Raw genomic sequence first — 25,904 nt, 5'->3', positions numbered from 1 at the left:
GGATCAGTGCGGGCCGATGGTCACGGACTGGAAGAGCGGTCGGATGCCGCCGGTCGAAACAGGTGCGCCGATCGGTGTCAGGCCGCCGTCCACCCCCACCGCGAACGTGACGAGCTCCGAGCGGAGCGTACTGACATGAAGCCGGCCCCCGTCCCGGGTCAGCGCGAGGCCGACCGGGCCGCGTCCCGCGTCGAAGGGAGCGCCGGGGACCGGGCGCAGGGAGCCGTCGGCGGCGATCGTGAAGCCCCACACCTTGGTGGCGATGTCGGGATTCACGTTCAGGCCGCCGCTGGTGAGATAGAGCCGCCGGCCGTCCGGGGTCACCGCGGTGCCGATGGGCACGTCGGGCGCGCGGTACGGCGAGCCGGGCACAGGCGTGAGCCCTCCGTCCCGGCCGATGGCGAAGCCGAACAACTGGCGTTCCGACACGCTCGTCAGCACCTCACACGCGACATAGAGGAACCGCCCGTCGGGGGTGACCGACATGCCGAGCCCGCCCCGTTCGACCGGCACCGGCTCGCCGGTCCTGTGCAGGGTGCCGTCGGAATGGACGGAGAAGACGACGACGAAGCCGGGCGGCTCGGTGTCCTCCTCGGTGATCGCCGGCCTGCCGTGGCTGACGTACAGGAAACGGCCGTCGGGGGTCATGGCCAGTCCCCGGGGGCTGTCCTGGCCGGTGGGAACGGCTGCGCCGAGGTCGCGCAACAGCCCGCCGCGGCCGATGGTGAACGCCGACACGGTGCCGTCGGCGGCGTTGGCGACGTACAGGGTCCGGCCCGAGGGCGCGACGACGATGCCGAACGGGAACGCGCCCGTCCCCACGGGCGGCGCGAGCGGGGCGAGCCGCCCGTCGCTGCCGACGCGGTACTGGTGGACGCTGTTGTCCAGCCCCGTCACGACGTACGCGGTGCGGCCGTCGCGGGCGAGCACGAGCCCCCGCGGCTGCCGCCCCGTCGGGACGAGCGGCGGTTCGAGCACCGGCACGCCCGCGCCGCCGACGCGGAAGAGCGCGATGTCGCCGGTGTCACCGTTGGTGACGTAGAGGGTGCCCCCTGAGCTGGCACCGGCCGGCGCGCCGGCGGCGAGCAGCACGCTCACGGCCAGCACGATCAGCCCCAGGTACGGTTTGCGCAGCAACGATCCGATCCGGGTCGGCATGCCTGCCAGCGTACGTCGCCGGCCCGCTCCGCGCGCCGGCGAACAAATCACCGGCCATCGCACCCATACATAGCGCCGGACAAACCAGTCGATTCCCGCCGCCGGCGCGGCCATGATGGCGACCATGAGCAAGCGCAAGAAGGGGCCGGCCTCCCGCAAGGAGATCCTCGCCGAGCTGCACGGCTCACTGGAGCGCCGCTACCGCCCGGAGGACGTCGCCGACCTGGTGCTGCAGGCACTGGAGGGACGGCTCACCCGGCATGAGCGCGTCGTCCTGGAGCGCGCGGCCAAGCACTCCTCGCGGGGCACGGCGTGGTTCTCGTCGATGTCCACCGACTACGCCCGCCCGGTGGGCGGGGCCCGGCAGGTGGCGGCGGCCACCCGGCTGTTCGGAAAGCGCGCGGAAGTGGATCCGGACGATCCGGAGTCGCTGCTGGAGTTCGCGGCGAGCATGGGCCGCTCGATCGCATGGTCGCCGGCCCGTACCGACTTCCTGGCCGACCGGCTCAACCGGCAGGCCCGTGAGGCGGCGGGGATGGACCTGTCCAAGCGGCAGTACAACCGGCGCTTCCGGATGCTCCGCCGGGTGTCGGCCAAGGCCGGGACGCTGGCCGTCGAGCAGGACAAGCGGCGGCTGCTGATGGTCGGCGTCACGGGGTTCGCGGCGGAGGTGCCGCTGGAGCGGTTCACCGCGGACGCCGACGCGGCCTGCTTCATGGCCTACTACACCGCGCGCCGCAAGCTGCGCAGGGAGTTCACGTTGTCGGGGCGGGACAACCCGTTCGACGAGATCGCCTCACTCCTGCTCGACCGGTGCACGAACCGGTCCGACTGGTGGATGATCGCCCAGGTGCGGACGAGCCCCGACGTCCTGGAGCACCTGAGCGACCAGGAGCGCGGTGTGCTGCTCGGCCGCTGGTCGTCGGTGCTGCGGCAGAGCGCGACCATGCTCGCCGAGCGCTGGCGGCCGGACACCGACCGCGAGTCGATGATCGTACGGCGCGGCCATGACTCCACCACCTGGAACAACCTGGCCGTCGCCTACAACGCGGCCCGGGCCGGCTGGCTGGCCTGCCTGTCCGCGCTGAACGCCCTGGAGCTGCTGGACGCGGCGTGCCCCGGCAAGGTGATGCGGCTGATGGCCGCCGACCTGGCCGCCTGGCACCGCTCCACGGGCGGCGACGTCGATCCGAACACGAAGGTGTGGTCGGCGCTGCCGCCGCCGTGGCAGGTGCTCGACGGCAGTGCGGCCTGTACGCGCGCCGACGTCGAGTCCGCCTGCCGCCGGGCCGGCCTCGACCCGGCCGCCTCGGGCTGGACGGCGCCCGCCCCGCGCCGCGCCACGGCGGTGTTCCGGCCCACGCCCGAGCTGGTCCACGGCGTCACCATCGCCGACCCGGTGTGGGCGGCGCTGCTGCGCCGGGCCGGGGTGTTCAGCGGCGGGCCCGTCAAGGAGGAACTGGCCGCCGACGCCGAGCACGGGCTGCGGTCCGGCGTGGTGGCGAGCGAACTGCCCGAGAAGTCCTGGTGAAAAGGAGTGGCGCGAGGGAGTCGGCGTCGAGCACACTGAAGACGGCCACGCCGTAGCTCAGTGGTAGAGCGCCTGGCTCTTACTCCAGGTGGACGCCGGTTCGAGCCCGGTCGGCGATGGGCGAGGCCTCGTTGTAGCTCAGTGGTAGAGCGCCCGGCTCGGGACCGGGTGGACGCCGGTTCGAGCCCGGTCGACGAGGCCGCCCTCGCGGGCGACAGGGGTGAGATCGTCGCGTCAACTGATCTCGTAAAGGTCAGCGCCGTGGCGGTCGGTGGGTGCGCTGATGTGTCCGTCATGCGCGGACACCCCACCCACCGGAGAAAGCACATGTACGACCACCCATCCGACGTGATCGCCGTCGAGGGTGGCGCGCAGCAGGACCGCCTCGATGGCGGGGCGCACGTACCGGCCGTACGACTGGCCCGCCGGCTCGGTGACCGCGTGCGCCTCGGCACCCCGGTCGACCGTGTCGCCCAGGACGAGCACGGCGTCGTCGTGGCCTCGGGGATCGGGCCTGGCGGGCGGCGCACGTCGTCATGGCGATTCCGCTCATACTGTCCGGCCGCGTCACCTGCGAGCCGACAGCAGCTCGCGCTCCGGTGCTCGGCTTCCTTGAGGGGCCGAGGCCCGGTCCATGAGCGCCCGGCCGGCGAGCGCCGGGCGGCGGTTCTCGATCAGCCGGCCGGGCTGTTCGGTCCGCGGGCCGCCTCCCCGGCGACCTACGCCGAACGGGACTGGGACGCCGAGCCGTTCACGCGGGGCGCCTGCTCCGCCGTCTTCCCGTCCGGCGCCTGGACCCAGTACGGGCCCGCGCTGCGCGCCCCCGTGGGCCGCATTCACTGGGCCGGTGCCGAGACCTCGCCCCGCTGGTACGGCCACATCGAGGGCGTCATCCGATCAGGCGAAGCCACGGCCACCGCCATCGCCCCCCTCAAAAAAGGGCCATCTCCCCCTAAAGGCCGTCGGCCGTCACGTGGTAGGTCTGCCCGTCGCCGGGGAAGTGGATGGCCGGCCGGCTGGAGGAGGTGACGTCGTCGTCCCTGTGGGTGGCGATGAGCGGAAGCCCGGGGTGGCGGTCGGCGAGGGCCTCGACGTCGTCCAGGCCCATGTGACCCGCCTTGCTCTGATGGAACGAGGTGTCCAGGACCAGGGCCGCGCTCTGCCCGGCCAGCTCTTCCACGGCGGGGCAGAGCACGGTGTCGCCGGTGTAGCCGAGCCGGGTGCCGGCCGCGTCGGTGATCAGGTAGCCCAGTGAGGGGACGGTGTGCCGGGTGGGCAGGGCGCGGACGGTGTAGCCGTTGCCGGACCACTCGCCGCCGTCGCCGAGCTCGACGAAGCGCGGCCTGGTGTTCTCCTTGACGTGCGGCCAGCTACCGGGATAGGCCAGCTCGAACAGGTGCTCCACGCGCCCGCCGAAGCCGCCGGGCCCGATGAGCACCAGCTCGCTGTCGCGGGTGCGCAGCAGGCCCTGTTCCAGGAACAGGAAGACGATGTCGAAGAAGTGGTCGGCGTGGAAGTGGGTGATGAGGCAGATGTCGATGCCGGCCGGGTCCAGGCCGTCGCGGTGCAGGGCCTTCATGGCGCCGTTCGGCGCGTCGATCAGGATGGTGCCGTCGACGAGCGCCGACGCGCTCATCCGGGTGCTGAGGATCGATCCGGTTCCGATGAGGTGAAGCCGCATGGCGCTCCAACGTTGAGTTACCGTATGATTACTCAGCGTAACGGCAGTGACGGCTTGCCATCAGGTGACAGTCAGTTCGCCCGGCCGACCTGCTTGGGATACCACGCCGTGAAGACGGCGGGCGCCGCGAAGGTGGCCACCTTGATGGCGATGACCAGCGTGGTCGCGTGCGGCGAGACCCGCAGGACGAGCGTCAGGGAGAGCGCCGCGACCGTGAACGCCGCCGCCCAGACCGTGGTGATGATCGCGTTGACGCGGTGGAAGCGCGGGGTCTTCCAGACCTCTTCCGGCGCCATCGTACGCGCGATGCCCAGCGTGAAAGGCTTGCCGATGGCCAGCGAGCCCCAGGCGGTGCCCGCCAGCCAGACGTTGACCAGCGCGGGCCCGTACGGCGTGAGCGCCGAGTGCGGGTTCGCGAGGGAGAGCGCCGTGAGGGCGGCGAAGAAGAGCGCCGCGCTCGACTCGATCACCATCTCGTCCCAGGCCCTGCCCGCCCGGCGGTCGGCGGCGACGAGGGCCAGGGCGATGACGAGGCCGGCGATGGCGCCCCAGCGCCACTCGTCGCCGGTCGCGATCACGGCGTAGACGATCCAGGGCAGAAAACCGAGCAGGCCGCGCACGTACGCTCCCATGACGTTCCTGTAGTGACATGTCGAAAGTAGACGTTCATATCCGGACATGTCAACATAGGAAGATGAGCCTCCGACACGCCGTGCTGGGTCTGCTCGCGGAGGGACCCGCGAGCGGATACGACCTGATGAAGACCTTCGACGTCTCGCTCTCCAACGTGTGGCCGGCCACGCAGAGCCAGCTCTACGCCGAGCTCGGCAAGCTGGCCGAAGCCGGTTTCGTGGACGTAGCCACGCAGGGGCCGCGCGGCCGCAAGGAATACGCGCTCACCGGCGAGGGCCTGGCCGAGCTGCGCCACTGGCTCACGGCGGTCGAGCCGGCCAGGACGACGCGCAGCGACATGCTGCTGCGCGTGTTCTTCCTGGCCAGGATCTCCCCGGAGGAGGCGCGCGAGTTTCTCCGGCATCAGGCGGAGCTGGCCGCCGGGCAGGTGGAGCGGCTGGAGGGCATCCGCGCGTTCGTGGAGAGCGGCACCGACGACCTGTCGGTGTACGGCCGCATCGCGCTCGAATACGGCCTCCGCCTCGGCCGCATGCAACAGGAGTGGGCCGAATGGGCCGAGAGTCAGGTCTGACTCCTCAGGGCCCCAGCCGGATGACGAGCAACACGCCGGCGAGCCGGCCGGGCGGCGGCCAAGGGCAGGGCCACCAGGGAGATCGCCCCGGTGGCCAGGCCGATGACGGTGGATCAGCGACGAGTTTCGGCCGTCACGACCTACCCAGGACGTCCTCCACCAGCCGCCAGTCCACGAACTTGAAGTCCGCAGCTCCCCATATTGGACGATGACGGATGATGTCACGCCTCGCTATTTGTGCAGGTAAGAGACTTGCTTGCTGGCCAATCGGTGACACGATGACCACGCGAAGCTGGGATCGTCTGGAACTGCCGGTCTCCTTACGGTCTCCCGAGCCGCACGGCATCGGACAACCCGGTCTATGGATGGATGCATGCCTGAACATCGGCAGTCCCGACCGGAAAGTCACTCCCTGGAATCACATGAAACGCTTGCGTGAGTCAAGCAACGGCATTGGGGCTGGCCCGGGAAGTGGTGACGTTGGACAGGCGGCCTCACCCGTCGGTCCGAGACCCTTCCCGCGCCCCGCGCTCCGGCGACGAAGAGGTTACGACGCCGTGCGGATAGCCTTGGTAGATTTGCCCCGATCATGCGGTTCGTCACTATCTGTATATCTTCGATAGTAAAAGTGGCTCTTGTTGCTTGATCATGCTCCCGTTACGCTTTGCCCGTTTGGTGACCAGCTCCGAACTGCTCAGGTCAAGGCGATTGTTGATACCTCGGGCGGGGGTGGAGCGACGTTCGGCGTCCCCGTTGGCCGCCCCTCGTTGGTTCGGAGCGTGATGGCGCATGCGCCGGTTTTTGTCGTGGGCTCGTACACCTCGGTCGATGACCGGAGTGACGGTGGCGACGCTGCTGGCGTTGACGCCGGGTCTTCTGCAGTTGGCGCCGCAGCCGGTAGCGGCCGCAGCGGCAGGTGAGAGCATCACCGCCGTAGCGCAGGGGTCACTCACCCTTCCCCGCCAAGCCATGGGATCGTTCCAAACCCTTGCGTCGCTGGTACCCGCATCAGCGGCAACGGCCGAGCTGCCGCCGGGAACGCCATCTGACATGAAGGTGCCTGAGGAGGCGGCACCCGCTGACAACGCCGTCCGTGATCAGAACCCCCAGGCGCCGGACAGCGGCGGCGAAGGCGAAGCGCTACCGTCTGGTGCCGCCCGTGCCGAGGCGCTGGATGCGGCGGCGCTGACGGTGGTGGAGGACATGTGGCCGTTGAACGGTGCCCAAGTCGGGTCACTGACACCGACGCTGGTGGCGCACGCGACGAACGGAACCGCGCCGTACACGTACCTGTTCAGCTTGTGCGCGAGCCCGGACGGCGAGGAGAGCGCCTCCGACCCGAGCACCTGGTGCAGCCAAGGCAACCTGCCGATCTCCTCCGGCTACCTGCCCGCCGGAGTGAACACCTGGAAGGTCCCGGCCGGGAAACTGAAGTGGGGCACCACCTACGCGTGGCAGGTGACGGTCGGTGCGGTCACGTCGGCGTATCGGGTGCTGGTCACGCGGCGCGGCAGCCCACCGTGGGAGCGCAGCTTGCCGCCCGGGGCGAGAACGGCCAGGAGTTTCATCCGGTAGCGGGCAACTACACCACCACGGTGGCAGACGCGTCGGTGGCCACGGTGGGGCCGGCCCTGTCGGTGGTGCGCTCCTACAACAGCCTGGACGCCCGCCGTGACGGCTTGTTCGGGGCGGGCTGGTCAACCCGCTACGACATGCGCATCGCCGCCGAGCCGAGCGCGTCGCTGCTGGTGACCTACCCCGATGGGCGGCGGCTGCGGTTCGCGCCGAAGGGCGACGGCAGCTTCCAGGCGCCCTCGGGTACGTTCGCGACGCTGGCCGAGGTATCGGGTGGCGGCTGGAAGCTGATGGACAAGTCCGCGACGATCTACCATTTCACCGCGCAGGGCAAGCTCTCGAAGATCACCGACAACCGGGGCCGCGCCCAGAATCTCAGCTACGGCACCGACGGCAAGCTGGCCAAGGTCACCGCGGCCGGGGGCCGTTCACTCACCTTCACCTGGACCGGCGCGCACGTGACCGGCGTGGCCACCGACCCGGTCAACGGCGCGCCGCTGACGTGGACCTACGGCTACGACGGCGACAAACTGATCAGCGTCTGCCATCCCGAAGCGGCCCCCAACTGCACCAGCTACGGCTACGGCACGGGGTCGCCCTATCGGGGCCTGGTCGAAGACGACGAGCCGGTGGGCTACTGGCGGCTGGACGAACCCGCCCTCCAGCCCACCCCCACCCCCACCGCGCAGCCGACGCCCACAGCGTGCCCGCACGGCTGCGAGCCGAGCCCGACCAACGACGCGGAAAGCCGCGGCTGGGGCGCCGGCAAGGCCGACTACGATCAAGTGACCCTGGAGCAGCCGGGCGCATTGGCTGGCACCGGCAACACCGCCGCCTCCTTCTCCGGCACCTCCCGTCTGCGGCTGCCCGATCACGCCATCGCGCGCATGGCCGATCAGCTGTCCCTGGAGCTGTGGTTCAAGACCACCACCAACGGCATGCTGGCCTTCGCCGCGCCGTCCGAGCCGGTCATGTCAGGGCGGATCAACGACGGTGTGCCGCTCCTGTACGTCGGCACCGACGGCAAGCTACGCGGCCAGTTGCGGGTCCTGCAGTCCAGCGGTGCGCCCCTGATCGCCCCGATCACCTCGGCCGCCTCCGTCGCCAACGACCAATGGCACCATGCCGTGCTGGCCGGCTCCGGCAGCACCCAGACGCTGTACCTGGACGGTGCCGTCGTCGGGACCCTGGCCGGGACGATCGACCACAACTGGCTGGCCTACGCCACCATCGGCCACGGCATCACCGCGGCCGCTTGGCCGGCGGCCAAGCCGGTGAACGCAGGCGTCGGTCTAACCGCGTGGGGGTTCGCCGGCCAGATCGACGAGGTCGCCGTCTACGACCGGGCGCTGAGCGCCGGGCAGAGCGCAGCGCACTACGCGGCCCGCGCCGCCGCACCTCACGCGCTCAAGAAGATCACCTTGCCGTCCGGCCGCGTGTGGGCGGACAACACTTACGACCCGGCCGCTGATCGCCTGCAGGCGCATACCGATCAGCACGGCGGCATCTGGAGGCTCACCGCACCGAGCCCGGTCGATCCTGCCACCGGCATCAAGACGGTCTCCTATATCGACCCCCAAGGCGGGAAGCTGAGCTTCGAACACGACGCCTGGCGCGGTGACCGGCTCAAGTCCCGTACCGACCAACGCCTGCAGAAGACCACCATGCTGTACGACAGCGCGGGCTTCCCGCAGGAAGTAAACGCGCCCAACACGGTGGTGACGAATACCAGTTATGACGAGCGTGGAAACCTGCTGGCCACGGCCGCATGCACGCCGGTAACCGGGACGGCCGCCGACGACGACGAGTACGACAACCCCTACACCTGCTTCCGGCAAAGCGACGCGACCCATGTCGCAGCCCGTGCCTGGGGCGGCTACCAGGTCAACGCCGATGACGACTTCGACCCGCGTAACGACCAGCTGATCGCCTACCGGGACGGCCGCTCCACGTCGTCCACCGACAACACCTACGCCACCACCCTGGCCTACAACCAATATGGCCAGCAGACCAAGCAGACCACACCGGCCACCCTGGACTTCCCCAACGGCCGCTCCAGCGAAGCGACCTACACCGACGGCAGCGAGCCGGCCATCGGCGGCGGCACCACACCGGCCGGGCTGGTGAAAACGCGCATTGACGCCAAAGGCAACACCACCCAGCTGCGCTACCGCGCGACGGGCGACCTGGCCGAGCAGACCGCCCCGTCCGGGCTGGTCACCACGTTCGAACACGACGCCCTCGGCCGGGTGACCACCCAGACCCAGATCTCGGACGCGCACCCCGGCGGCGTGAAGACCACCATCACCTACGACAAGCTCGGCCGGCCGGCCAGCCAGACAGCCCCGGCCGTGAAGAACGAGATCTCCGGCGTCACGCACACCGCCAAAGTGACCTACGTCTATGACCCGGACGGTAACAAGCTCACCGAAACCGTCGCGGACCTGACCGGCGGCGATGCGACGCGGACCGTCACCTCCACCTACGACGCCTACGGCCGCCAGGACAGCGTCACCGATCCCGAGGGCGGCGTGGTCCGCACCACCTGGAACACCCTCGGTCTGCAAGCGACGGTCACCGACCAGCTCGGCTCGGTGTTCGGCTACACCTACACCGAGCGCGGCGAGCTGCACACCAAGACGCTGAAGAACTGGACCGGCAGCCCGGTCAGCCCGCAGCCGGCCAAGGAGATCACGCTGGAGTCGTACTCCTACGACCCCGCTGGTCGCCTGGCCGCGAAGTTGGACGCGATGGGTCGCAAGACCTCCTACGACTACTTCGCCGACGACCAGGTGTGGAAGGTGACCGCCAACGCTGTCAAGCTGAACGGCGCGACCACCACCGAGGACGTCGTCCTGGAGGAGAACGACTACGACGACGCGGGCAACCTCACCAAGAAGGTGACCGGTGGTGGCTTTGCCACCACCGACTACGCCTTCGACGCCGCTAGCCGCCTCACCTCCACGACGCTGGATCCGGCTGAGCTCAAGCGCAAAACCTCCTACAGCTACGACGAAAACAACCTGATCACGAAGGAGACCCGGACGGGAGCCGGCAGTTCCCGTGAAGAGATCACGACCTATGGCTACAACGCGTCCGGCATCAAGACGCGGCAGACGATCGAGAACGGCGCCCAGGACCTCACCACGACCTGGACCGTGGACGATCGCGGCTTGACCACCGCGATCATCGACCCGCGCGGCAACGCGGACGGCGCCACGGCTGCCGACTTCACGACCAGCAACCGCTATGACGCGCTGGGCCGCCTGATCGAGAGCACGGCGCCCAGCGTGCAGGTGGACAAGGCCGGCGCGGGCCCGGTCACGGTCCGGCCGATCATCCGTCGCGGCTACGACGCCTTCGGCGGCCAGACGCACACGGTCGATGCCGAGGGCGGCACCCTTACCACCGCCTACGACAAGGCGGGCCGCGCCGTCCGGTTGACGATGCCCGCCTACACCGCGCCCGGCGGCGCGGCGGTCACTCCGACGGTGGCGCACGGTTACGACAAGGCCGGCCGGCGTACCAGCACCACCGATCCGCGTGGTTATGTCACTACGACCGACTATGACGCGCTCGGCAACCCCGTCCGCCAGGTTGACCCCGGGCCGTCCGGCCCCGGCGGTGTCTGGATCGCCGAGTTCGACCTGGCCGGTGAGCAGCTGGCCGGTGTGGACCCGAACGGCGCCCGCGTCGAGGCCACCTTCGACGACCTGGGCAGGAAGATCACCGAGACGGTGATCGAACGCAAACCCACAACGGCCGCCCACACGACCGGGCTGACCTACAACCACGCAGGCATGCTGACCAAGTCGGTCGAGCCGGGCAACAAGACCGCCACGTTCGTCCCCAACGCCGCCGGCGAGGTCAAGAGCACGACGGATCCTGCCCAGAACACCACCAGTAGCACCTACGACCTGACCGGACGGCCGCTACGGGTCACCGACGCCACCGGCAACGCCACCGAGATGGTCTACGACCTGGCCGGCCGGCCGACCGAGGTCAAGGACCTGAACAAGGCCGGCGACACGCTGCGCTCCTCCCGCTCCGGCTATGACCTGGCCGGCAACCCGATCAGTCAGACCTCGGCCGAGAACCACACCACCCAGCAGAGCTTCGACGCGCTGAACCGGCTCACCTCGCGCACCGAGCCGGTCTCGGCGACCGAGGAGATCGTCACCCGGTTCGGCTACGACCACAAGGGCGCCCGCACCAAGCTGACCGACGGCCGCGGCAACACCACCTGGACCACCTACAACAGCCTCGGCCTGGTGGAGAAGCTCATCGAACCCGCCACCACCCAGCACCCGAACGAGGCCGACCGCACCTGGACCTACGGCTACGACAAGGCCGGCAACAACACCACCATCGCCCAGCCCGGCGGCGTGCAGATCACCCGCACTTACGACCACCTGGGCCGGCTGAAGCAAGAAGACGGCGCAGGAGGGGGCGCGGCCACCGCCCAGCGCATCCTGGACTACGACCCCGCCGGCCAGCTCACCACCGCCGGCGACTACACCCTGGAGTACAACGACCGCGGCCTGCTCACCAAGCTGACCCAGCCCACCGGCCAGCCGAGCACGATGAGCTACGACGCCAACGGCAACCTCGCCCAGCGCGTCGATGCCGCCGGCACGGCCACCTTCACCTGGGACACCGCCAACCGGCTCAAGACCGCGACCGACCCGGTCACCGGCCGCACCCTCACCTACGGCTACGACAAGGCCAACCGCGTCGAGACCCTGAACGCGGCCAACCCGGCCAGCACCCAGACCTTCGGCTACGACGACATGGGCCGGACCACCTCCCACACGCTGACGAACAGCACCGGCACCCAGATCGCGAAGATCACCTACGGGTGGGACCTCGACGACAACCTCACCACCAAGACCACCACCGGCCTGGCCGGCGCCGGCACCAACACCTACGGCTACGACCACGCCAACCGGCTCACCTCCTGGACCGCCCCCGGCGGCACCACCACCGCCTATGAATGGGACGCGGCCGGAAACCGTACCAAGGCCGGCGACAAGACCTACAGCTACGACGAACGCAACCGCCTGACCCAAGGTGACGGTACCGACTACACCTACGCTCCGCGCGGCACCCTGGCCACCCAGACCAAGAACGGCGCCACCACCCAGCTGACCTTTGACGCCTTCGACCGCCTCATCGCCGACGCCGACAGCCTCTACGCCTACGACGCCTTCGACCGCGTCACCTCCCGCATCACCGGCGCCACCAAGCAAACCCACCACTATGCCGGTCTGAGCAACGACCTCGTCGGTATCAGCGCCGACGGCAGCCTTCAGGCCAAGTACGCCCGAGACCCGTTCGGCGCCTTGCTTAGCCTGCAAGAGGGCACCGGCCCGGCAGCCGCCACCATGAGCGACCTCCACGGCGATCTCGTCGGCAACTACACCGCGACCGCGATCACCGCCTCCACCGCCTACGACCCCTTCGGCGCCGTCACCGCCCAGACAGGGGACAAGGCCAGCCTCGGTTACCAGGGTGAATACACCGACCCGGACACCGGCAAGGTCAACATGCACGCCCGCTGGTACCAGCCCGGCACCGGCACCTTCACCAGCCGCGACACCGCCACCCTCGACCCCGCTCCCTCCGTCCAGGCCAACCGCTACACCTACGCCAACGCCTCCCCCATGGTGGGAATCGATCCCACCGGTCATGCCACGGTCATCGGCGGCGATGCGATTGCCGGCCTCGCCTCCTACTCGCCCAGTGCCGACTATGGCTACGCCGGTGCATCAAGCGCGCCTGAGGATTGGTCCGGCAGCGCGATCGGAGACTGCATCGCCTGCATTACGGCAGGCGAAGTCATCACGGGCGGTTTCGTCGTGGTGATGACCGTGGAACAGGTGCTGACACAGCAAGTGCTGCCGAATGGCATGACAACGCCAAAGGGTTTTGAGGGTGTAGATAAGCGCAAGCAGCAATACCTGGTGGATTACGTCCTTGGTGGCGCCACTGAGAAGTGGCAAGTAGACACCATGTGGAAGATATTGAAACTGCCCACCACCAAGGTAGCCGCAGACGGTTCCATTGTATCGCCAACGGCATCAAATAAATCGTTTAATGCGGCCTGCGTGAGCTTGTTCGGCTCGGCCGGCTGCGGGGCCGTCAAAGACGCGACGGCCAAGGCTGCCCTCACCGAGAAATACTGGAAAGAGTGCCTCCCTCATCCTAGCAACAACACGAAATGCATCCAGTGGCAGGCTGAACTCCGTCTCGGCGAGGACCAACTTCGTGAGCTTACGCGGCTGTGGGGGGAGGTCAAATATGGAAAGAACAGAAGCTCCTGGGAATCAGCCTTAAACTTCTTCTTCGGAGACGCAAAGGACTGCGCGAACGGCAGCATCACTGGCTGCGTGCTCTTTGCGATGAATTTCATACCAGGAGCAGGAATTGCATCAAAGGGCGTCAAGGGAGTTATCAAGGGTGTCGGTGCGCTTGGGAAGAGCGGCAGCGTAATAGCGAAAGCTTGCAGCAGTTTCGTGCCGGGAACTCTGGTGCTGATGGCGGACGGGGGTCGCAAGCCAATTGAAGACGTACGCGTCGGGGACGAGGTCCTGGCCACCGATCCGGCCACCGGTGAGACCGTGGCCAAGAAAGTCACAGCACTGATCAACGGTTCCGGCACCAAGAATCTGACCGAGATCACCATTGGGACGGAGAGTGCGGGCGACGCCAGCCATCCGTCGGTCGTCGCAACGTCCCAGCATCCTTTCTGGGTTCCTTCCTTGAAGAGATGGGTTGACGCGACGTATCTTCAGCCGGGGACATGGCTGCTGACGTCCACAGGTACGTGGATCCAAGTCGCAGATGTCAGGCGATGGACAGCGGCACAGCAGGTGCATAACCTGACGGTCGCTGACCTGCACACCTACCATGTGGTAGCAGGCGACCAAGCCATCCTGGTCCACAACGATCCTCCGCTTCCGACCCAAAAGGACGGGAAGAACCAACCCCTTACGAATAAGCAGGCTACAGATCTGGCAAAATATCTCGGTTACGCAAAGACAAATTTCAAGGTGCGCGGCCAGATCGTCTTCTGGAATAAGAAAACAAAAACGTATATATCACAGGATATCGGACATGGCGACGGTTCGCACAATGGAGGAACGTGGAAGATTGCTGATTCGGTGGAAGGTCTCGGTCGCAAGGAGACAAGAACTGCCACGACGGATGCGCTATTGAACGTCCTGAAATGCTAGGAATATCGTCAGGTGCTTGCTATGAATGAAGATTCGCCCTATTGGTCTATTGATGTTCCTGGATTGGATAGAGAGTCGGCGCTGGAGCTGGTGCGCTTGATCGTCGAGCAAAATGCTAAGCTGGCGCCTATTCCCGTAGATCCACACTTCTTTATGACGCTCCATCTTGATCGAGAGAGCGTTGAGGTGCTCCGGGATTCGCTGCGACGAGATCAGCTAGATCATGTAGGAGTATCTCTCTTGGAGGCTCTCGAAGAATGGCTTGAGTGGCCGGGAAGTGCATAGTGTGATTCGCCGAACAGAGTCTGTGGGTGTCGAATATTGTCTCACTGGGTTTGATCTGGGGTCTTGCTGTGCTCGATGGCTCGGCTTCGGTAGGATCGCAGGATGGCTCTGCGGCTGATGTACTTGATCGTTTCACGGGACCGGTACGCCGAGTCCGCGCTGGGCGAGGCCCGTGAGGCGCTGGCAAGCCTGTACATCACCGTGAGAGCGTCGATCGCGGTTGTGGTGGGCTCGCACCGGCTGGCCATGAGCATCGGCTACCGCCACGCCCCCCGTGGTCGTGGCCAGCAACCCGTCCTTCTCCTTCGCGGACGGGCCAGGCCGCCGCAAGCACACAGTGGCTCGGTGGAACACCGATGCGCTGCCCTCGTTCGTTGACTGGCCGGGCCTGATCGAGACCCTGAACCACGCCGACCCGACGGCCACACCCGAGTCGGGCTGGGGAGGCTCCAGCAGCATTATCAGCTCACCGCAGGGCGTCGGCTCCGGCTTGACGACTTGGCAGGTCACCGGAATTGTCCACGAGTTCCTCGCCGAGGGCGTTCAGCAGCACGCCTGGGAGGTGGGGGAGTACGCCGACTACTACGACGCCCTCCAGACGACCGGCCAGCCGTACGACGTGGAGCAGCAGGACATGCTCGCCACCGTGGTGTGCCCGACATGTTGAGCTTTCCATGGTCAGGGTCTGGGTGCTCCAGCCCATCGGTACCTACCGCCGCATCAGGGGACACGAGTTCTCCCTGAAGCGCCCCTCAATGGCGGCGACGGTGCTTACGCGGTAAGCACCCACGCGGTCGCTCTACGCGTCATACGTTCCCAGGTCCGCGGTCAGGCTGGGGCATTCGCTGCAAAGATGGCCGATGGCCATGGCTTTGAGAAGCATGTTGAAGCATGTTCTCAAACGGCCCGAATTTCGCGGCATACGCACTCGCAAGGAATACGCAGCTCTGATCCAAGATATCATAGAGACGGGCCAGGCCAAGAATGTCAAGGGTCAGTCTGGAGTTGTCGCCTTTTGGAAAAATGGTGTTGTGGTCTTCTGGAATAAAAATGATCCAAATTTCGGCACGGCCTTTCCCCCGAAGCAGGGCAAGGCGTATTGGGACAACCTGGATTAACTTTTCGATGGAGGTTTCAAATGCGGGCCGTGTCACTTCGTACTGATCTTTTCGGTCTCGAACTGTCTGCCAGGGAGGTTCGTATGGTTCTTGCGGGTTTGCGTGAAACAGACCGAAAGCTGGAGGATTGGGAGTTTCAAACAAGAACTGGATTCGAGCGAGGCGCGCTGAGAGCATTCCATGATGCCATTCACGCCGTTCTAAAAGGCTGAATGGTAGTCAAGACCTGTGCGTACGTGCTTCGCAGACTCGGTCGTGGCACTTCCGGCTCTGGTTGGTCATTTGGTGATCGCATGAGGACTGAACTTCTTAGATTTAACCTAACGGGATCCGTGGCAGGGTCTCCCGGGCTGGCGGCGCGTGCTCCAACTCGTCAGCGGCCCACGGAGTGCTGATCTCGCAGGTTTGGGTTCCCTGTGGGGTGATCCCCAGGCGCTTACTGGTGAGATCTCCGAGGTCGGGGATGCTCTCATGCAGCCGGGGAGGGGCGTGTTACAGATGTGCGGGGGTTGGCGCCGAAGTAGTGCCAAGCCGCGGTGCCCTTCATCCTAGCGCGCTGATGTAACCCTAATTCTAGGGCGTCGCTGCCGTCGCCTCGATGTTTGTGTGAGGCAGGCGCGGCAGGCGGCGCGTAGCCCAGCCTGTGGCAGTCGAGCGATTCGCGCAGGCGTTCACTTAGTATTGGACACAGCGGCCCGCTGCGCACGCAACGCCGCCATGCTGGACGACCTGGAGGTCACCAGCCCCGCCGAGCCGCCCGCCGACGTCACCGACTACCTGGCCCGCGAAATCCGGACTGACGCCGCCAAGGTGCCGGCCGGGCCGCTGATCGTCACCATCGCCGCCTTCGTCAAGGGCTCACACCTGCCCGCCGAGGCGGTCCGGCGCGCCCTGGGCGAGCTCCGCAAGAGCGGGAGGATCTCCTGCTACCGCTACTTCCGCGGCCAGCAGACCGAGATCGACCTACCCGACTGATCCCCGAGGCCCAGTTCCACCTGGTCCTGCATGGCCAGCTCGACGGCCTGGACACCAGCCACATCCGGCCGGTCATCATCGCCGACCTGTAGGAGGACCCGCGCGCTGCCCCCGGCACCCTGGCGCCGGTCCTGGGGCGCGCGGGCACGTAGGGAAAGCTTCCCCCGAGCCGAGGTCTCGGCCATGTCATCGAGAGGAAGCATCGAGGTGCGGATCTGTCTGGAGGAGCGATGGCGATACAGCAGGCCTACTGGAGCAAGTTCCTGGCCCACATTCGGGCGCTCGGACGCCCGGAGAAGGCGATCACGGACCTGGTCCTGCCCCGGGCCGCCGTGCAACGCCTGCTGCGAGAACAGGCGGACCTGTGACAGGAGGTACACCAGCAGGTCCTGGCGCACCGCGGGGCGGTCCTGCGCAATGTGGTCAACCATGGTGGCCGCTACCCGCACAAACCAGGCCAAGGTGGAGCGGGACCAGCAGCGGGCGGACCTGGAGCGCCGCCAGCGGGACGAACTGCGTCAGCAGGCGGACCCCACCCGCAGTGCGGCGACCCTGCTGGAGCTGGAGGCGTTACAAGCGCGGCTGCGGCAGGAGGGGTACGCCGGTGCCAACGCCCTCAGCTTCACCGAGACGCGCAAGGTCGGAACGGGTGAGGTCGCCGCCGCGTCCGTCCACAAGGTCACCTGCAAGCTGAAGACCGTGCCGGGCCCGGCCAAGCTGGGCTTCAACCTCCAGTTCACGATCGCTCCCGACACCCTGGCAAGCCATGTGGAGAAGCTGGGTCAGGCGGAGGTGGTGCACGACTCCTTCCCTGCGCGCAGGCGCGCGCGACCGTGTACATGCACGACGGAGAGCGAGCGCGGTCCCCTGCCGCCAGGGACCCCTCCGTCAAAACCTTCGCCGGATCTGGCCCAAGAGGCGCCCCGGGCCGGCGGAGGGGACGGTAGGCCAGAGCGCATGGACACCGCCTTGCCCGGCCTGGCTGACGACGGCCACGCCGATCTGGTGCGCGACAGCTTGGTCACGCTGCTGACGATCATGCGGCCGGACTGGGGCACCCGCCAGGCCGTCGCCGGCCGCGTGCGCTTCGCCGAGAACCGCATGAAGCTGACCCTGCCCCAGCTCCGCCTGCAGGCCGTCACCGCGGCGGTCACCCCGAACGCGCCGCCGGACGCGTTCATCCGCACCACCCCGGCCGATGCGCTGCGCCTGGCCGACCCCGAGCACACCTCGAAGGCGATCGCCCAGCTGCGCCGTCAGCTGCACGAAACCAGCACCACCTGCCCAGCTTCGCCACCGGCGCCCTCGCAGGCCTCCGGCGAGGGCGCCCCGCGCGATGCTGCCGAGCAGGTCGCCGCCGACCGCGCGATGCTCGCCCAGGCCATGGCCGTGGCCCGCCGCCGGCAGGACCGCCAGGCATGGACCGCCCGGCAGCGCACCGGCGAGCACGCCCCGGACGTGCCGCATGCGCTGGAGGGCTTCGCCATCGCCGACCCGGCGGGGCGGGAGTCCGACGAGGCCGCCACGCCCGACGACGAGTGGTAACAATCGAGGTAGATCACCGGCCCGGCTGCGACCCCAGCCCGGTGTCACGTCCCCGCCCCGGGGCCATCCCCCGGAGAGGGTCTCCTGACCTGTACGGTCGCGCCCGTTCAAGATCGCCGGGGACGTAAGGCTGTGCCAATGGCCTTTGATCTCGGCTCAGAACCGTATCTCGTGGCCACTGTCACATGACCGGTAAGGCGACCACGATAGCCATAGTCATGTCATGGGGGGTGGGTTAGCTTCGTGGTGCCGGGCGCGGGCGGGCGACGGTTATCGGACTCGAGACGGCGGGTGCGCCATGAACGAGGTCGACGTCCTGGTCGGGCGCCAGGTGGCCGCGGCCCGCCGACGGAGGGGGCTGTCGCAGGTGGCCTTCGCCGCTTTGATCGGGCGCAGTGAGAGCTGGGTGTCCAAAGTCGAAACGGGCGTCATTCGGCTGGACAGCCTCAGCCTGGCCCAGAGGATCGCTGAGCTGGTCGGGATTCCTCTGGAGTGCCTGCTCGCGCTGGAGGCCCGTACCGGACATCGGCAGGTGCCGGTCGGGCAGGGGCAGACCCTGAAGCTGATGCATTTGTTGATCAATCCACGTGACTGGGAGATGTGGGACGAGGTGAAGCGCCGATGGTTCTTCGGGCAGGCTGCCGCTTCGGTGATGACCATGCTGGATTTGCTGCGGACTCATCCGGCGCACGCCCATGACCTCGGCGATAGATTCGAGTCGGTTCGAGCCGGCCGGGTCCGGCTGGATGGCGAGACGGTGGAGGGGCTGGAGCAGGCCACGCTCGGCTACCGCCGCGCCTACCGGTCCTCCTCGGCGTTCTCCTTGATCGGTCCGGCCTACGGCACGTTGAACGTGCTGCTGGAACTGGCGCCGGACGCCGGTGAGCACCATGACCGTGTGGTGTCGATGATCGGGCAGATGGGCGCGCTGGTCGGCACGATGCTGATGCTGGACTTGGGCGACTTCGATTCCTCCCGGCAGTACCTGGCGATCGCGGCGCGGGCCGGCCAGCAGATCGATGACCCGCAACTGCTGGGGTTCGCGCTCGGGTGCCGGGCTTTTCATGCCTCCTACAGCGGTAACCGCAGGGGCGGCCTCGGCTTCGCCCGGGGCGCTTTGGATCTGGCGGGGCGAGGGATCCACCCGGTCACTCGTGGCTGGTTGTCGGCGGTGGCCTCGGAGATGCACGCCTCCTCCGGTGAGGACCGGGAATGTGAGTTTCTCCTGGATGAGGCGGCCTGCCACCTGGGGCGCACTGATCTGGCTGATCTGGCTGATCCATGGCTGGGGATCGGAGTGTTCAACGTCGACAAGCTGGCGGCCTATCGAGGCGGGGGGCTGATGCGCCTGGGACGGTATGGCGAAGCACAGAACGCGCTGCTGGGCGCGCTGGGCCGGCTGGATCCGGCATTGCGTAAGCACCGCTGCACCGCCCACATCGACCTGGCCGAAGCGTTTGTGCTGGACCGCAAGATCGATGACGGTGCCGAGCACGCCATCGACGCGTTAAGGATCATCGAGAGTACGCGGCATGCCGACAGTCTGCGCCGGGTGGAGAAGCTGTTCACCGCGGTGCGGCCCGCCCGGACGGCGACGGTGCGGCGGCTGGGTGAGAAGCTCATCGCGTTGAAGGCGATGTCGTAGTCGGAGGTGCCGGTGTATCGCGGGCTGATTTTGGACTTCGGTGGAGTGATCACCACCGACTTCTACGGGGCGCTGCGCGCGTTCGGGGTGCGTGAAGGTCTCGGCGCCCACGCCGTCGAACACGTGCTGCGCGGCACCTCGGAGGGGAGTGCCGCGCTGGCCGCCGTGGAGGACGGGCGCCTGTCCCAGCACGAGTACGAAGCCACCGTGGCGCGTCTGCTGGGAGTCGAGCCCGCGGGGCTGCTGGGCCGGATGCTCGCCGACCTGCGCCCGTGCCAGCCGGTCCTGAACCTGGTTGCGCGCGCCCGTAGCGCGGGGATCGCCACCGCGGTGCTGTCGAACTCCTGGGGCACCGGCGTCTACGACCCCTACGCCGGTTATGCCTTGCAGGAGCGGTTCGACGCAGTGGTGATCTCCGATCAGGTCGGGCTCCGCAAGCCCGGTGAGGCGATCTATCAGCTCACCCTCGACAAGATTGGCCTGGCCCCGTCAGAGTGTGTCTTCGTCGATGACACCGCCCACAACCTGCCGCCCGCCACCCGGCTCGGCATGGCCGGCGTGCTGTTCGCCAACGTAGATGCGGCCGTCGCGGAGTTGGAGGACCTTCTTCAGCTCGGTTGACCTGGGGCGATAGCACCCTGGTTCCTACCCCGTAACCGGGTTCCGCATGTGAGAGGACTGGGCGGCTTACCTTCCGGAGTGGAGATTCCGCTTCTGCCCACGGGAGGCGATCGATGACCATGCCGTGCACGCTCCTGCCTCAGGTCACGCGCGACCAGCACACCGGTGGTGGCCAGTGCTGACTCACCGCCTGACCACCCCTCACGAGCGCCTGACCGATCTCGCGTCGGCTCCGCCGGCTCCGGCGGACATGTTCTTCTCCTGGCTGGCCTCCACGTTGCCCGCCACCGACGCCGCGTCTCTGGTCATCTCCCATCTGCTGCCCGGGCAGATGGACTTCCTGTCAGCGCTGGACCACACGACGCCGATCGCCGCGGTGCTGCCCAAGCCCAAGTCGGTCAACGCGCTGGTGCGGGAGGAGACCGCCGCGGCCTTTCGATGTGATCGACTGGATCGGGTTCGGTGCGCCGATCCACGCTGGCTCACCGACTACGTGGGCGAGCGCGCGCAAGGCCGCCGGGTGGTGTTGTCAGATGTGGGCGGCTACTTCGCCCCGGCCCTGGCCGCGCTGTGCGCGGCTCTGCCGGACCAGGTCGCAGGCGTGGTCGAGGACACCGAGAACGGGCACCGCCGCTATGAGGCGCTGCCCGCGCTGCCGTGCGGCATCTACAGCGTGGCCCGCAGTCCGCTGAAGGAGCCTGAGGACCGGCTGGTCGGTGAGGCGATCGTGTTCTCGGTGGAGACGCTGCTGCGCCACCTCGGCCAGGTACTGCCGGGACGGCAGGCATGTGTGCTGGGCTACGGGAAGATCGGCGCGGGTATCGCCGCCGCCTTGCACGCCCGGCATGTGCGCGTCCTGGTGGTGGACAGTGACCCGGTCCGCCAGGCCCAGGCCATTGCGGTCGGCTACGGCTCAGCGGGCCTGAGCGACGTGCTGGCCTGCGCCGATCTGGTCTTCTCCGCGACGGGCAACCGCGCGCTGGGGATGCAGCACCTCCCGTTCCTGCGCGAGGGGGCGTTCCTGGCCGGGGCGACCTCTCGCGACGACGAGTTCGACCTGGCCGTCCTGGCCCGTCCCGGCGACGGCATGGTCCGGGAGGAGCTGATCCCCGGCGTGTCCAAGATCAGCGCAGGGTGCGGGAAGTCGTTCTTCCTGCTCGGCAACGGCAATGCCGTCAATTTCCTGCACACCTCGGCGATGGGCTCGGCCATTCACCTCATCAAAGCCGAAATGATCCTAGCCGCCGCGCTGCTCGCTGAGCAGCAGCACGCGCCCGGCCTCTACGAGGTGCCCGCTGCTGCGCGCGCGGCCACCGCCGCCGCATGGGTCGAGACTTTCGGCTCGCGATCCGGGAGACACCTATGACCAGCCATGATCTTGCCAGCAGAGATCTTGACGGTGCCCGCGTTCTCGTCACCGGGGCGGCCGGGTTCGTCGGCTCCCACCTGTGCGAACAACTGATCCGATCAGGTGCGTCCGTCATCGGGCTCGACAACCTGTCGACCGGACGCCGCCAGAACCTCTGCGCGCTCACCGGCGAGCGCTCCTTCACCTTCCTCGACGGTGACGTGACGCTGCCGCACCCCGTCCACGGCCCCCTGGACGCGATCATGCACCTGGCCTCGCCCGCCGCGCCCCGCGACTACCTGGCGCTGCCGGTAGCGACGCTGCGGGCGGGGGCGCTGGGCACGCTGAACATGGCCGAGCTCGCCCGCCAAAAGGGCGCGCGACTGCTGCTGGCCTCCACCTCCGAGGTGTACGGCGACCCGCTGGAGCACCCCCAGGCCGAGTCCTATCTGGGCAACGTCAATCCGATCGGGCCGCGCAGCGTCTATGACGAGGCCAAACGCTTCGCCGAGGCCGTCACCGCGCAGGCCGGCCGCACAGGGGTGCGCACCGCGATCGCCCGCATCTTCAACACCTACGGGCCCCGGATGTCCGGCGCCGACAGCCGGATGGTCCCCACCTTCATCCGGCAGGCGCTCGCCGGGGCCCCGCTCACCATCGCCGGGGACGGCACCCAGACCCGGTCGCTGTGCTACGTCGACGACACCGTCGAGGGCCTGATCCGGCTGCTCACCTGCGGGTTCGCCGACCCCGTCAACATCGGCGGCACCCACGAGATCACCGTGCTGGAACTGGCGCACCTGATCCGCGACCTGTGCGGCTCCCGCTCGCCGATCACCTTCGTTGATCTGCCGGCCGATGACCCGCGCCGCCGCCGCCCCGACATCACCCGGGCGGCCCGCGTGCTGGGCTGGGAGCCGCAGGTGAGCCTGCGCGAGGGCCTGGCCCGCACCCTGGCCTGGGAGCGCCGGCAGGTCACGGCGGGGGCGGTGGCATGATGGAACGGCCGCCGGCACCGATCGTGTGCTGCGTCGATGACGGGTATGTGCGGCCGTTGACCGTGCTGCTGCAATCGCTGGCCGCCGTCCCCGGCAACGCCGGGCTGCGGATCTGGGTGCTGCACGAGAACCTGTCGTTCCGAAGCCGGGCGCTGCTCCACCGGCACGGCGACCGGCTCGGGCTGGACGTCGGCCTGCGCCCCATCACGCCCGCGGCTGCCGGTCCGGTGTCCGGATGGGTGTCAGAAGCGGTCTACCTGCGGCTGGAAATCGGGCAGACACTCGGCGACCAAGAGCGAGTACTCTACCTGGACGCCGACATCCTGGTCTTGGGAGAGCTGCGCCCCTTGCTGCTCACAGACCTGGGGAGCGCCGCGCTGGGCGCGGTGCGAGATGCGCAAAATCCCGTGATCGGCGCCGGGATCGCACTGCCCGGCTGGGCCGAGCTGCGTCTCCCGCACGGCCGGGACTACTTCAACTCCGGGGTCATGCTCATGGACCTGCCCGTGTGCGAACGGCAAGGCCTGTTCACCGATGCCCGCCGATTCCTGATCGAGCGCCCCGACAAGGTGGTGCTGTGGGACCAGGACGCGCTGAACGTCGCCGCCGCCGACCGGTGGCTGCGCCTGGAGCGGCGCTGGAACACCTTCGCCCTGTCCGCGCTGGCAGCCCAGCCCGGCTACCGGCACGCGGACGCCGAACCGTATGAACCGCTGGCCACGCTGCTGGCCGACGAACCACACGCCGCCATCCTGCATTACGCCGGACCGGCCAAGCCTTGGCAGCAGGACTACCCGCCGGGCCGGTTGAAGGACACCTACCAGCGCTTCCTGCAGGCCGTGGTGAAGGCGGAGTCCGATGCGGGCTGGTGAGGCGGTGCGGGCCGCCGCCTGGGTCGCGGCCGCGGGGATGGTGGCCAGGCACACGGCGGGCGCCTGGCAGCTCAGCCGCACGCTCACCTGGCTGCGCCACGGCCGCCAAGCGCAGGAGACACCCCTTCAGAGCGGCCGGCCGCCTGAGGTGCAGGTGATCGTCCCGGTCTTGCGGGAGCAGGGGCATGTCGGGGCGGCGCTCGCCTGGTGGCGGCAGACCCTGCCCGTCTTTCCTGGCATGACCGTGACGTTCGTGTCCACCGCTCGCGAGGAACATGAACGTGCCCTCCTCTCTGAGACGGTGAGCCGCAGCGGGCGCCTGAGCGCGTCGCAGTTTCCGCAGGTGGCCGCACGCGACCTGAACGACCTCAACCGCGCCCGCGCCGCGACCGGCGGGAACCTGACGGTGGAGGCCGCCGAAGCGATCCTTGCCCGCACCCCTGTCACCCGTGACGTCATCGACGAGCTCCTGGCCGCCGAGGACTGGCCGCGGATTGGCCACCTCACCTACCCCGGTCTCGGACGCAAAGCCGCCCAGATCAACTACGCCGCACGCTCACTCGGGCCGTACGACTACCTGGCCGTCTACGACATCGACTCCCGCCCGAGCCGAGACGTGCTCACCGCCACCTACGCGCTGCTCTCCTCACAGCCGCACGGGCCGCCCGTGGTGCAGCAGCACGCCCTGCACGTTGCTCCGCATGTCGCGCCCGCGGCGTACCCTGGCCGCCGCCTCGCGCACGCGTTCGTGCGCGGGTCGGCGACGCTGCAGACGGTGTGGACGCTGCGCCGGGAGATCCCCTACGCGCGCCGCTACCACCACTGGATCGGCCGGGACGGCTGGACGGCGCGGGCGAAGGCGGGCCTGTCCCAGCCCGTCGGACACGGCCTGTTCCTGCGGCAAAACGTCCTGACGGAGGTGGGCGGGTTGCCGGAGACCACCGTGTTGGACGATGTACCTACCGGCGTGCGGTTCACCCTGCGCGCCATCCCCACCGTGAGCGTCCCCCTAGTGGGCGCCGTGCCCGCACCGGATTCGGCGGCCGAAGTGCTCGCCCAAACCCGCCGCTGGTTCTGCTCCTACCTCGACTACCCCGCCCTCATGCGAGCGGCCACGCAGGAGGGAGCCGGATCGGTGGGGCAGCGGTGCCTGATCTCCGCCGTCGCCATCTACCGGGGTACCGCCTGGCTGGCGGCCGGCCCGCTGACCGCGGTGACCCTCGCCGCCGCCCTGGCTCCCCGTTCGGCACCAGCGCTCAGGGTCACGGCCTGCGCCGGTGTGCTGCTGGCCAGCACCGTCCCCGTGCTCATGCTCGCCCGCGCCCGGCCGGGGCCGATGCCTGCCCGGCAGATAGTCCGAGACTCCGCCGAGCTGCTGGCCGCCTACCTGCTGCGCAGCATCGGCCCCTGGCAGGCGCTCGGCGCCGCCGTACGAGGCCGTCATCCGACCGGCACCGCATCGCCGGCGCCGAAGACTCACCGCCGTGAAGGAGCACCACGATGATCATCGGATTAGAGGGTGTGTCCTGTACCGGCAAGAGCACGCTGGCCTCGGCCTTGGCCGCCCGGCTGGGCCGCACCTGCGTCGTGCCCTGCTACTACCACGCCGCTCCGGATCCGTCCCTGCTGCCGGCTCCGCTGGCGGCCAGCGAAGCCGAGCAGCACGACGCGCTCGCCCAGCACCTGCAGATCGAACAGCTGCGGGCGCGCCACGTCCGGGCCGCTGTCGGCCGCGGTGCGCACGTTGTTCTGGACCGGACCGTGGACACCCTCCTGGCCCATCTGCGCGCGGTCGGCGCGATCCGCACTCTGGACGCCAACGCCTCGGCCCGCATCCTGGTCGAGCAGCACATCGTTCAGGGCCTGGCGGTGGTGCCCGAGGTGACCCTACTTCTACAGGCCGGTCATGAGGTGCTGGCGGCGCGGGCCAAGGGCCGCCCCGGCATGCCGCCGCTGTACTACGACGCGGTCTTCGCCGATGGCTTCCACGCCCATTTCCGCGCCCCGATCACCCCGATCTGCCTGAGCCTGGACGCCGCATCGCCTGCGGATCAGGTGCTCGAGCACGCGTGCGGGCTGCTCAAGCCGTACCTGGAGGGTCTGCGATGAACCC

General features: G+C 68.3%; 22 protein-coding genes and 2 tRNA genes. 20 read left to right on the top strand and 4 right to left on the bottom strand.

What is annotated here, in order from left to right; translation table 11 throughout:
* Positions 1 to 3: 3 nt before the first annotated feature.
* Positions 4 to 1,158, bottom strand: a complete 1,155-nt coding sequence (locus C4V41_RS48655) for a lactonase family protein (RefSeq protein WP_160150655.1) — start codon at positions 1,156 to 1,158, stop codon at positions 4 to 6.
* A 124-nt stretch (positions 1,159 to 1,282) separates the two neighbouring features.
* Between C4V41_RS48655 and C4V41_RS48650 the strand changes: the two genes are divergently transcribed.
* The 3 genes from C4V41_RS48650 (at position 1,283) to C4V41_RS48640 (ending at position 2,888) form a co-directional block, all read left to right on the top strand.
* The gene (locus C4V41_RS48650) at positions 1,283 to 2,689 is read left to right on the top strand and encodes a hypothetical protein (protein WP_103962874.1); all 1,407 of its coding nucleotides are present in this window, start codon (positions 1,283 to 1,285) and stop codon (positions 2,687 to 2,689) included.
* A 46-nt stretch (positions 2,690 to 2,735) separates the two neighbouring features.
* Positions 2,736 to 2,809: transfer RNA gene (locus C4V41_RS48645), tRNA-Lys, on the top strand.
* A gap of 7 nt (positions 2,810 to 2,816) precedes the next feature.
* Positions 2,817 to 2,888 (top strand) — tRNA-Pro (locus tag C4V41_RS48640).
* A gap of 35 nt (positions 2,889 to 2,923) precedes the next feature.
* On the opposite strand, the gene C4V41_RS64840 is transcribed toward C4V41_RS48640, so the two are convergent.
* The gene (locus C4V41_RS64840; protein ID WP_235030857.1) at positions 2,924 to 3,175 is read right to left on the bottom strand and encodes a hypothetical protein; all 252 of its coding nucleotides are present in this window, start codon (positions 3,173 to 3,175) and stop codon (positions 2,924 to 2,926) included.
* On the opposite strand from C4V41_RS64840, the gene C4V41_RS66300 reads away from it, so the two are divergent.
* Positions 3,131 to 3,718 carry a flavin monoamine oxidase family protein gene (locus C4V41_RS66300; RefSeq protein ID WP_407670163.1) on the top strand — a complete coding sequence of 196 codons (588 nt, stop codon included), beginning with the start codon at positions 3,131 to 3,133 and terminating at the stop codon, positions 3,716 to 3,718. The two genes, C4V41_RS64840 and C4V41_RS66300, sit on opposite strands and share 45 nt — an antisense overlap.
* On the opposite strand, the gene C4V41_RS48630 is transcribed toward C4V41_RS66300, so the two are convergent.
* On the bottom strand, positions 3,642 to 4,370 hold the full coding sequence (locus tag C4V41_RS48630; RefSeq protein ID WP_103962873.1) for an MBL fold metallo-hydrolase: 729 nt from the start codon (positions 4,368 to 4,370) through the stop codon (positions 3,642 to 3,644). The genes C4V41_RS66300 and C4V41_RS48630 overlap by 77 nt on opposite strands.
* Positions 4,371 to 4,441: 71 nt before the next feature.
* Complete coding sequence (locus C4V41_RS48625) at positions 4,442 to 5,002, bottom strand: hypothetical protein (protein ID WP_103962872.1); 561 nt, start codon at positions 5,000 to 5,002, stop codon at positions 4,442 to 4,444.
* Between the two features lie 62 nt (positions 5,003 to 5,064).
* On the opposite strand from C4V41_RS48625, the gene C4V41_RS48620 reads away from it, so the two are divergent.
* The 16 genes from C4V41_RS48620 (at position 5,065) to C4V41_RS48550 (ending at position 25,900) form a co-directional block, all read left to right on the top strand.
* The gene (locus C4V41_RS48620) at positions 5,065 to 5,574 is read left to right on the top strand and encodes a PadR family transcriptional regulator (protein ID WP_103962871.1); all 510 of its coding nucleotides are present in this window, start codon (positions 5,065 to 5,067) and stop codon (positions 5,572 to 5,574) included.
* Between the two features lie 828 nt (positions 5,575 to 6,402).
* Positions 6,403 to 7,149, top strand: a complete 747-nt coding sequence (locus tag C4V41_RS48615; protein WP_146104069.1) for a hypothetical protein — start codon at positions 6,403 to 6,405, stop codon at positions 7,147 to 7,149.
* Positions 7,095 to 14,384, top strand: coding sequence for a polymorphic toxin-type HINT domain-containing protein (locus tag C4V41_RS48610; RefSeq protein WP_146104068.1), 7,290 nt, complete (start codon positions 7,095 to 7,097; stop codon positions 14,382 to 14,384). Before C4V41_RS48615 ends, C4V41_RS48610 begins: the two co-directional genes overlap by 55 nt.
* 21 nt (positions 14,385 to 14,405) lie before the next feature.
* The gene (locus tag C4V41_RS61235; protein WP_146104067.1) at positions 14,406 to 14,669 is read left to right on the top strand and encodes a hypothetical protein; all 264 of its coding nucleotides are present in this window, start codon (positions 14,406 to 14,408) and stop codon (positions 14,667 to 14,669) included.
* A gap of 274 nt (positions 14,670 to 14,943) precedes the next feature.
* A complete protein-coding gene (locus C4V41_RS48600) occupies positions 14,944 to 15,336 on the top strand; it encodes a hypothetical protein (RefSeq protein WP_103962867.1) in 393 nt (130 codons plus the stop codon).
* Between the two features lie 193 nt (positions 15,337 to 15,529).
* Positions 15,530 to 15,787: a hypothetical protein gene (locus tag C4V41_RS61230; RefSeq protein ID WP_146104066.1), complete on the top strand. Its 258-nt coding sequence runs from the start codon at positions 15,530 to 15,532 to the stop codon at positions 15,785 to 15,787.
* 717 nt (positions 15,788 to 16,504) lie between these two features.
* On the top strand, positions 16,505 to 16,762 hold the full coding sequence (locus C4V41_RS48595) for a hypothetical protein (RefSeq protein WP_103962866.1): 258 nt from the start codon (positions 16,505 to 16,507) through the stop codon (positions 16,760 to 16,762).
* A 230-nt stretch (positions 16,763 to 16,992) separates the two neighbouring features.
* Positions 16,993 to 17,130 (top strand): hypothetical protein, encoded by a 138-nt coding sequence (locus C4V41_RS62425; RefSeq protein WP_160150654.1) that lies wholly within the window; start codon positions 16,993 to 16,995, stop codon positions 17,128 to 17,130.
* Positions 17,131 to 17,191: 61 nt separating this feature from the next.
* Positions 17,192 to 18,307: a CIR N-terminal domain-containing protein gene (locus tag C4V41_RS48585; protein ID WP_103962864.1), complete on the top strand. Its 1,116-nt coding sequence runs from the start codon at positions 17,192 to 17,194 to the stop codon at positions 18,305 to 18,307.
* 298 nt (positions 18,308 to 18,605) lie between these two features.
* Positions 18,606 to 19,952: a helix-turn-helix domain-containing protein gene (locus C4V41_RS48580; protein WP_160150653.1), complete on the top strand. Its 1,347-nt coding sequence runs from the start codon at positions 18,606 to 18,608 to the stop codon at positions 19,950 to 19,952.
* A gap of 12 nt (positions 19,953 to 19,964) precedes the next feature.
* Positions 19,965 to 20,573 carry an HAD family hydrolase gene (locus C4V41_RS48575; RefSeq protein WP_146104065.1) on the top strand — a complete coding sequence of 203 codons (609 nt, stop codon included), beginning with the start codon at positions 19,965 to 19,967 and terminating at the stop codon, positions 20,571 to 20,573.
* A 175-nt stretch (positions 20,574 to 20,748) separates the two neighbouring features.
* Complete coding sequence (locus tag C4V41_RS48570; RefSeq protein WP_103962861.1) at positions 20,749 to 21,939, top strand: adenosylhomocysteinase; 1,191 nt, start codon at positions 20,749 to 20,751, stop codon at positions 21,937 to 21,939.
* Positions 21,936 to 22,919, top strand: a complete 984-nt coding sequence (locus tag C4V41_RS48565) for an NAD-dependent epimerase/dehydratase family protein (RefSeq protein ID WP_103962860.1) — start codon at positions 21,936 to 21,938, stop codon at positions 22,917 to 22,919. The genes C4V41_RS48570 and C4V41_RS48565 overlap by 4 nt, the downstream gene beginning before the upstream one ends.
* Positions 22,916 to 23,791, top strand: a complete 876-nt coding sequence (locus C4V41_RS48560; RefSeq protein WP_103962859.1) for a glycosyltransferase family 8 protein — start codon at positions 22,916 to 22,918, stop codon at positions 23,789 to 23,791. The genes C4V41_RS48565 and C4V41_RS48560 overlap by 4 nt, the downstream gene beginning before the upstream one ends.
* Positions 23,778 to 25,295, top strand: coding sequence for a glycosyltransferase family 2 protein (locus C4V41_RS48555; RefSeq protein WP_103962858.1), 1,518 nt, complete (start codon positions 23,778 to 23,780; stop codon positions 25,293 to 25,295). Before C4V41_RS48560 ends, C4V41_RS48555 begins: the two co-directional genes overlap by 14 nt.
* The gene (locus C4V41_RS48550; protein WP_103962857.1) at positions 25,292 to 25,900 is read left to right on the top strand and encodes an AAA family ATPase; all 609 of its coding nucleotides are present in this window, start codon (positions 25,292 to 25,294) and stop codon (positions 25,898 to 25,900) included. Before C4V41_RS48555 ends, C4V41_RS48550 begins: the two co-directional genes overlap by 4 nt.
* Positions 25,901 to 25,904 lie beyond the last annotated feature (4 nt).

This window comes from Nonomuraea solani, from assembly GCF_900108335.1.
Classification (GTDB): domain Bacteria; phylum Actinomycetota; class Actinomycetes; order Streptosporangiales; family Streptosporangiaceae; genus Nonomuraea; species Nonomuraea solani.
The sequence above is the reverse complement of the archived record's forward strand: the minus strand, read 5'-3'. Positions and strand labels throughout refer to the sequence as shown.

Bases quoted from the DNA above. Each gene is read 5' to 3' on its own strand.
- C4V41_RS48615 (WP_146104069.1), top strand. From the start codon at position 6,403: ATGACCGGAGTGACGGTGGCGACGCTGCTGGCGTTGACGCCGGGTCTT.
- C4V41_RS48595 (WP_103962866.1), top strand. From the start codon at position 16,505: ATGCTGGACGACCTGGAGGTCACCAGCCCCGCCGAGCCGCCCGCCGAC.
- C4V41_RS48560 (WP_103962859.1), top strand. From the start codon at position 22,916: ATGATGGAACGGCCGCCGGCACCGATCGTGTGCTGCGTCGATGACGGG.
- C4V41_RS48630 (WP_103962873.1), bottom strand. From the start codon at position 4,370: ATGCGGCTTCACCTCATCGGAACCGGATCGATCCTCAGCACCCGGATG.
- C4V41_RS48555 (WP_103962858.1), top strand. From the start codon at position 23,778: ATGCGGGCTGGTGAGGCGGTGCGGGCCGCCGCCTGGGTCGCGGCCGCG.
- C4V41_RS48580 (WP_160150653.1), top strand. From the start codon at position 18,606: ATGAACGAGGTCGACGTCCTGGTCGGGCGCCAGGTGGCCGCGGCCCGC.
- C4V41_RS48650 (WP_103962874.1), top strand. From the start codon at position 1,283: ATGAGCAAGCGCAAGAAGGGGCCGGCCTCCCGCAAGGAGATCCTCGCC.
- C4V41_RS61235 (WP_146104067.1), top strand. From the start codon at position 14,406: ATGAATGAAGATTCGCCCTATTGGTCTATTGATGTTCCTGGATTGGAT.
- C4V41_RS48655 (WP_160150655.1), bottom strand. From the start codon at position 1,158: ATGCCGACCCGGATCGGATCGTTGCTGCGCAAACCGTACCTGGGGCTG.
- C4V41_RS61230 (WP_146104066.1), top strand. From the start codon at position 15,530: ATGGCCATGGCTTTGAGAAGCATGTTGAAGCATGTTCTCAAACGGCCC.
- C4V41_RS48620 (WP_103962871.1), top strand. From the start codon at position 5,065: ATGAGCCTCCGACACGCCGTGCTGGGTCTGCTCGCGGAGGGACCCGCG.
- C4V41_RS62425 (WP_160150654.1), top strand. From the start codon at position 16,993: ATGGCGATACAGCAGGCCTACTGGAGCAAGTTCCTGGCCCACATTCGG.
- C4V41_RS48625 (WP_103962872.1), bottom strand. From the start codon at position 5,002: ATGGGAGCGTACGTGCGCGGCCTGCTCGGTTTTCTGCCCTGGATCGTC.
- C4V41_RS48550 (WP_103962857.1), top strand. From the start codon at position 25,292: ATGATCATCGGATTAGAGGGTGTGTCCTGTACCGGCAAGAGCACGCTG.
- C4V41_RS48585 (WP_103962864.1), top strand. From the start codon at position 17,192: ATGGTGGCCGCTACCCGCACAAACCAGGCCAAGGTGGAGCGGGACCAG.
- C4V41_RS48565 (WP_103962860.1), top strand. From the start codon at position 21,936: ATGACCAGCCATGATCTTGCCAGCAGAGATCTTGACGGTGCCCGCGTT.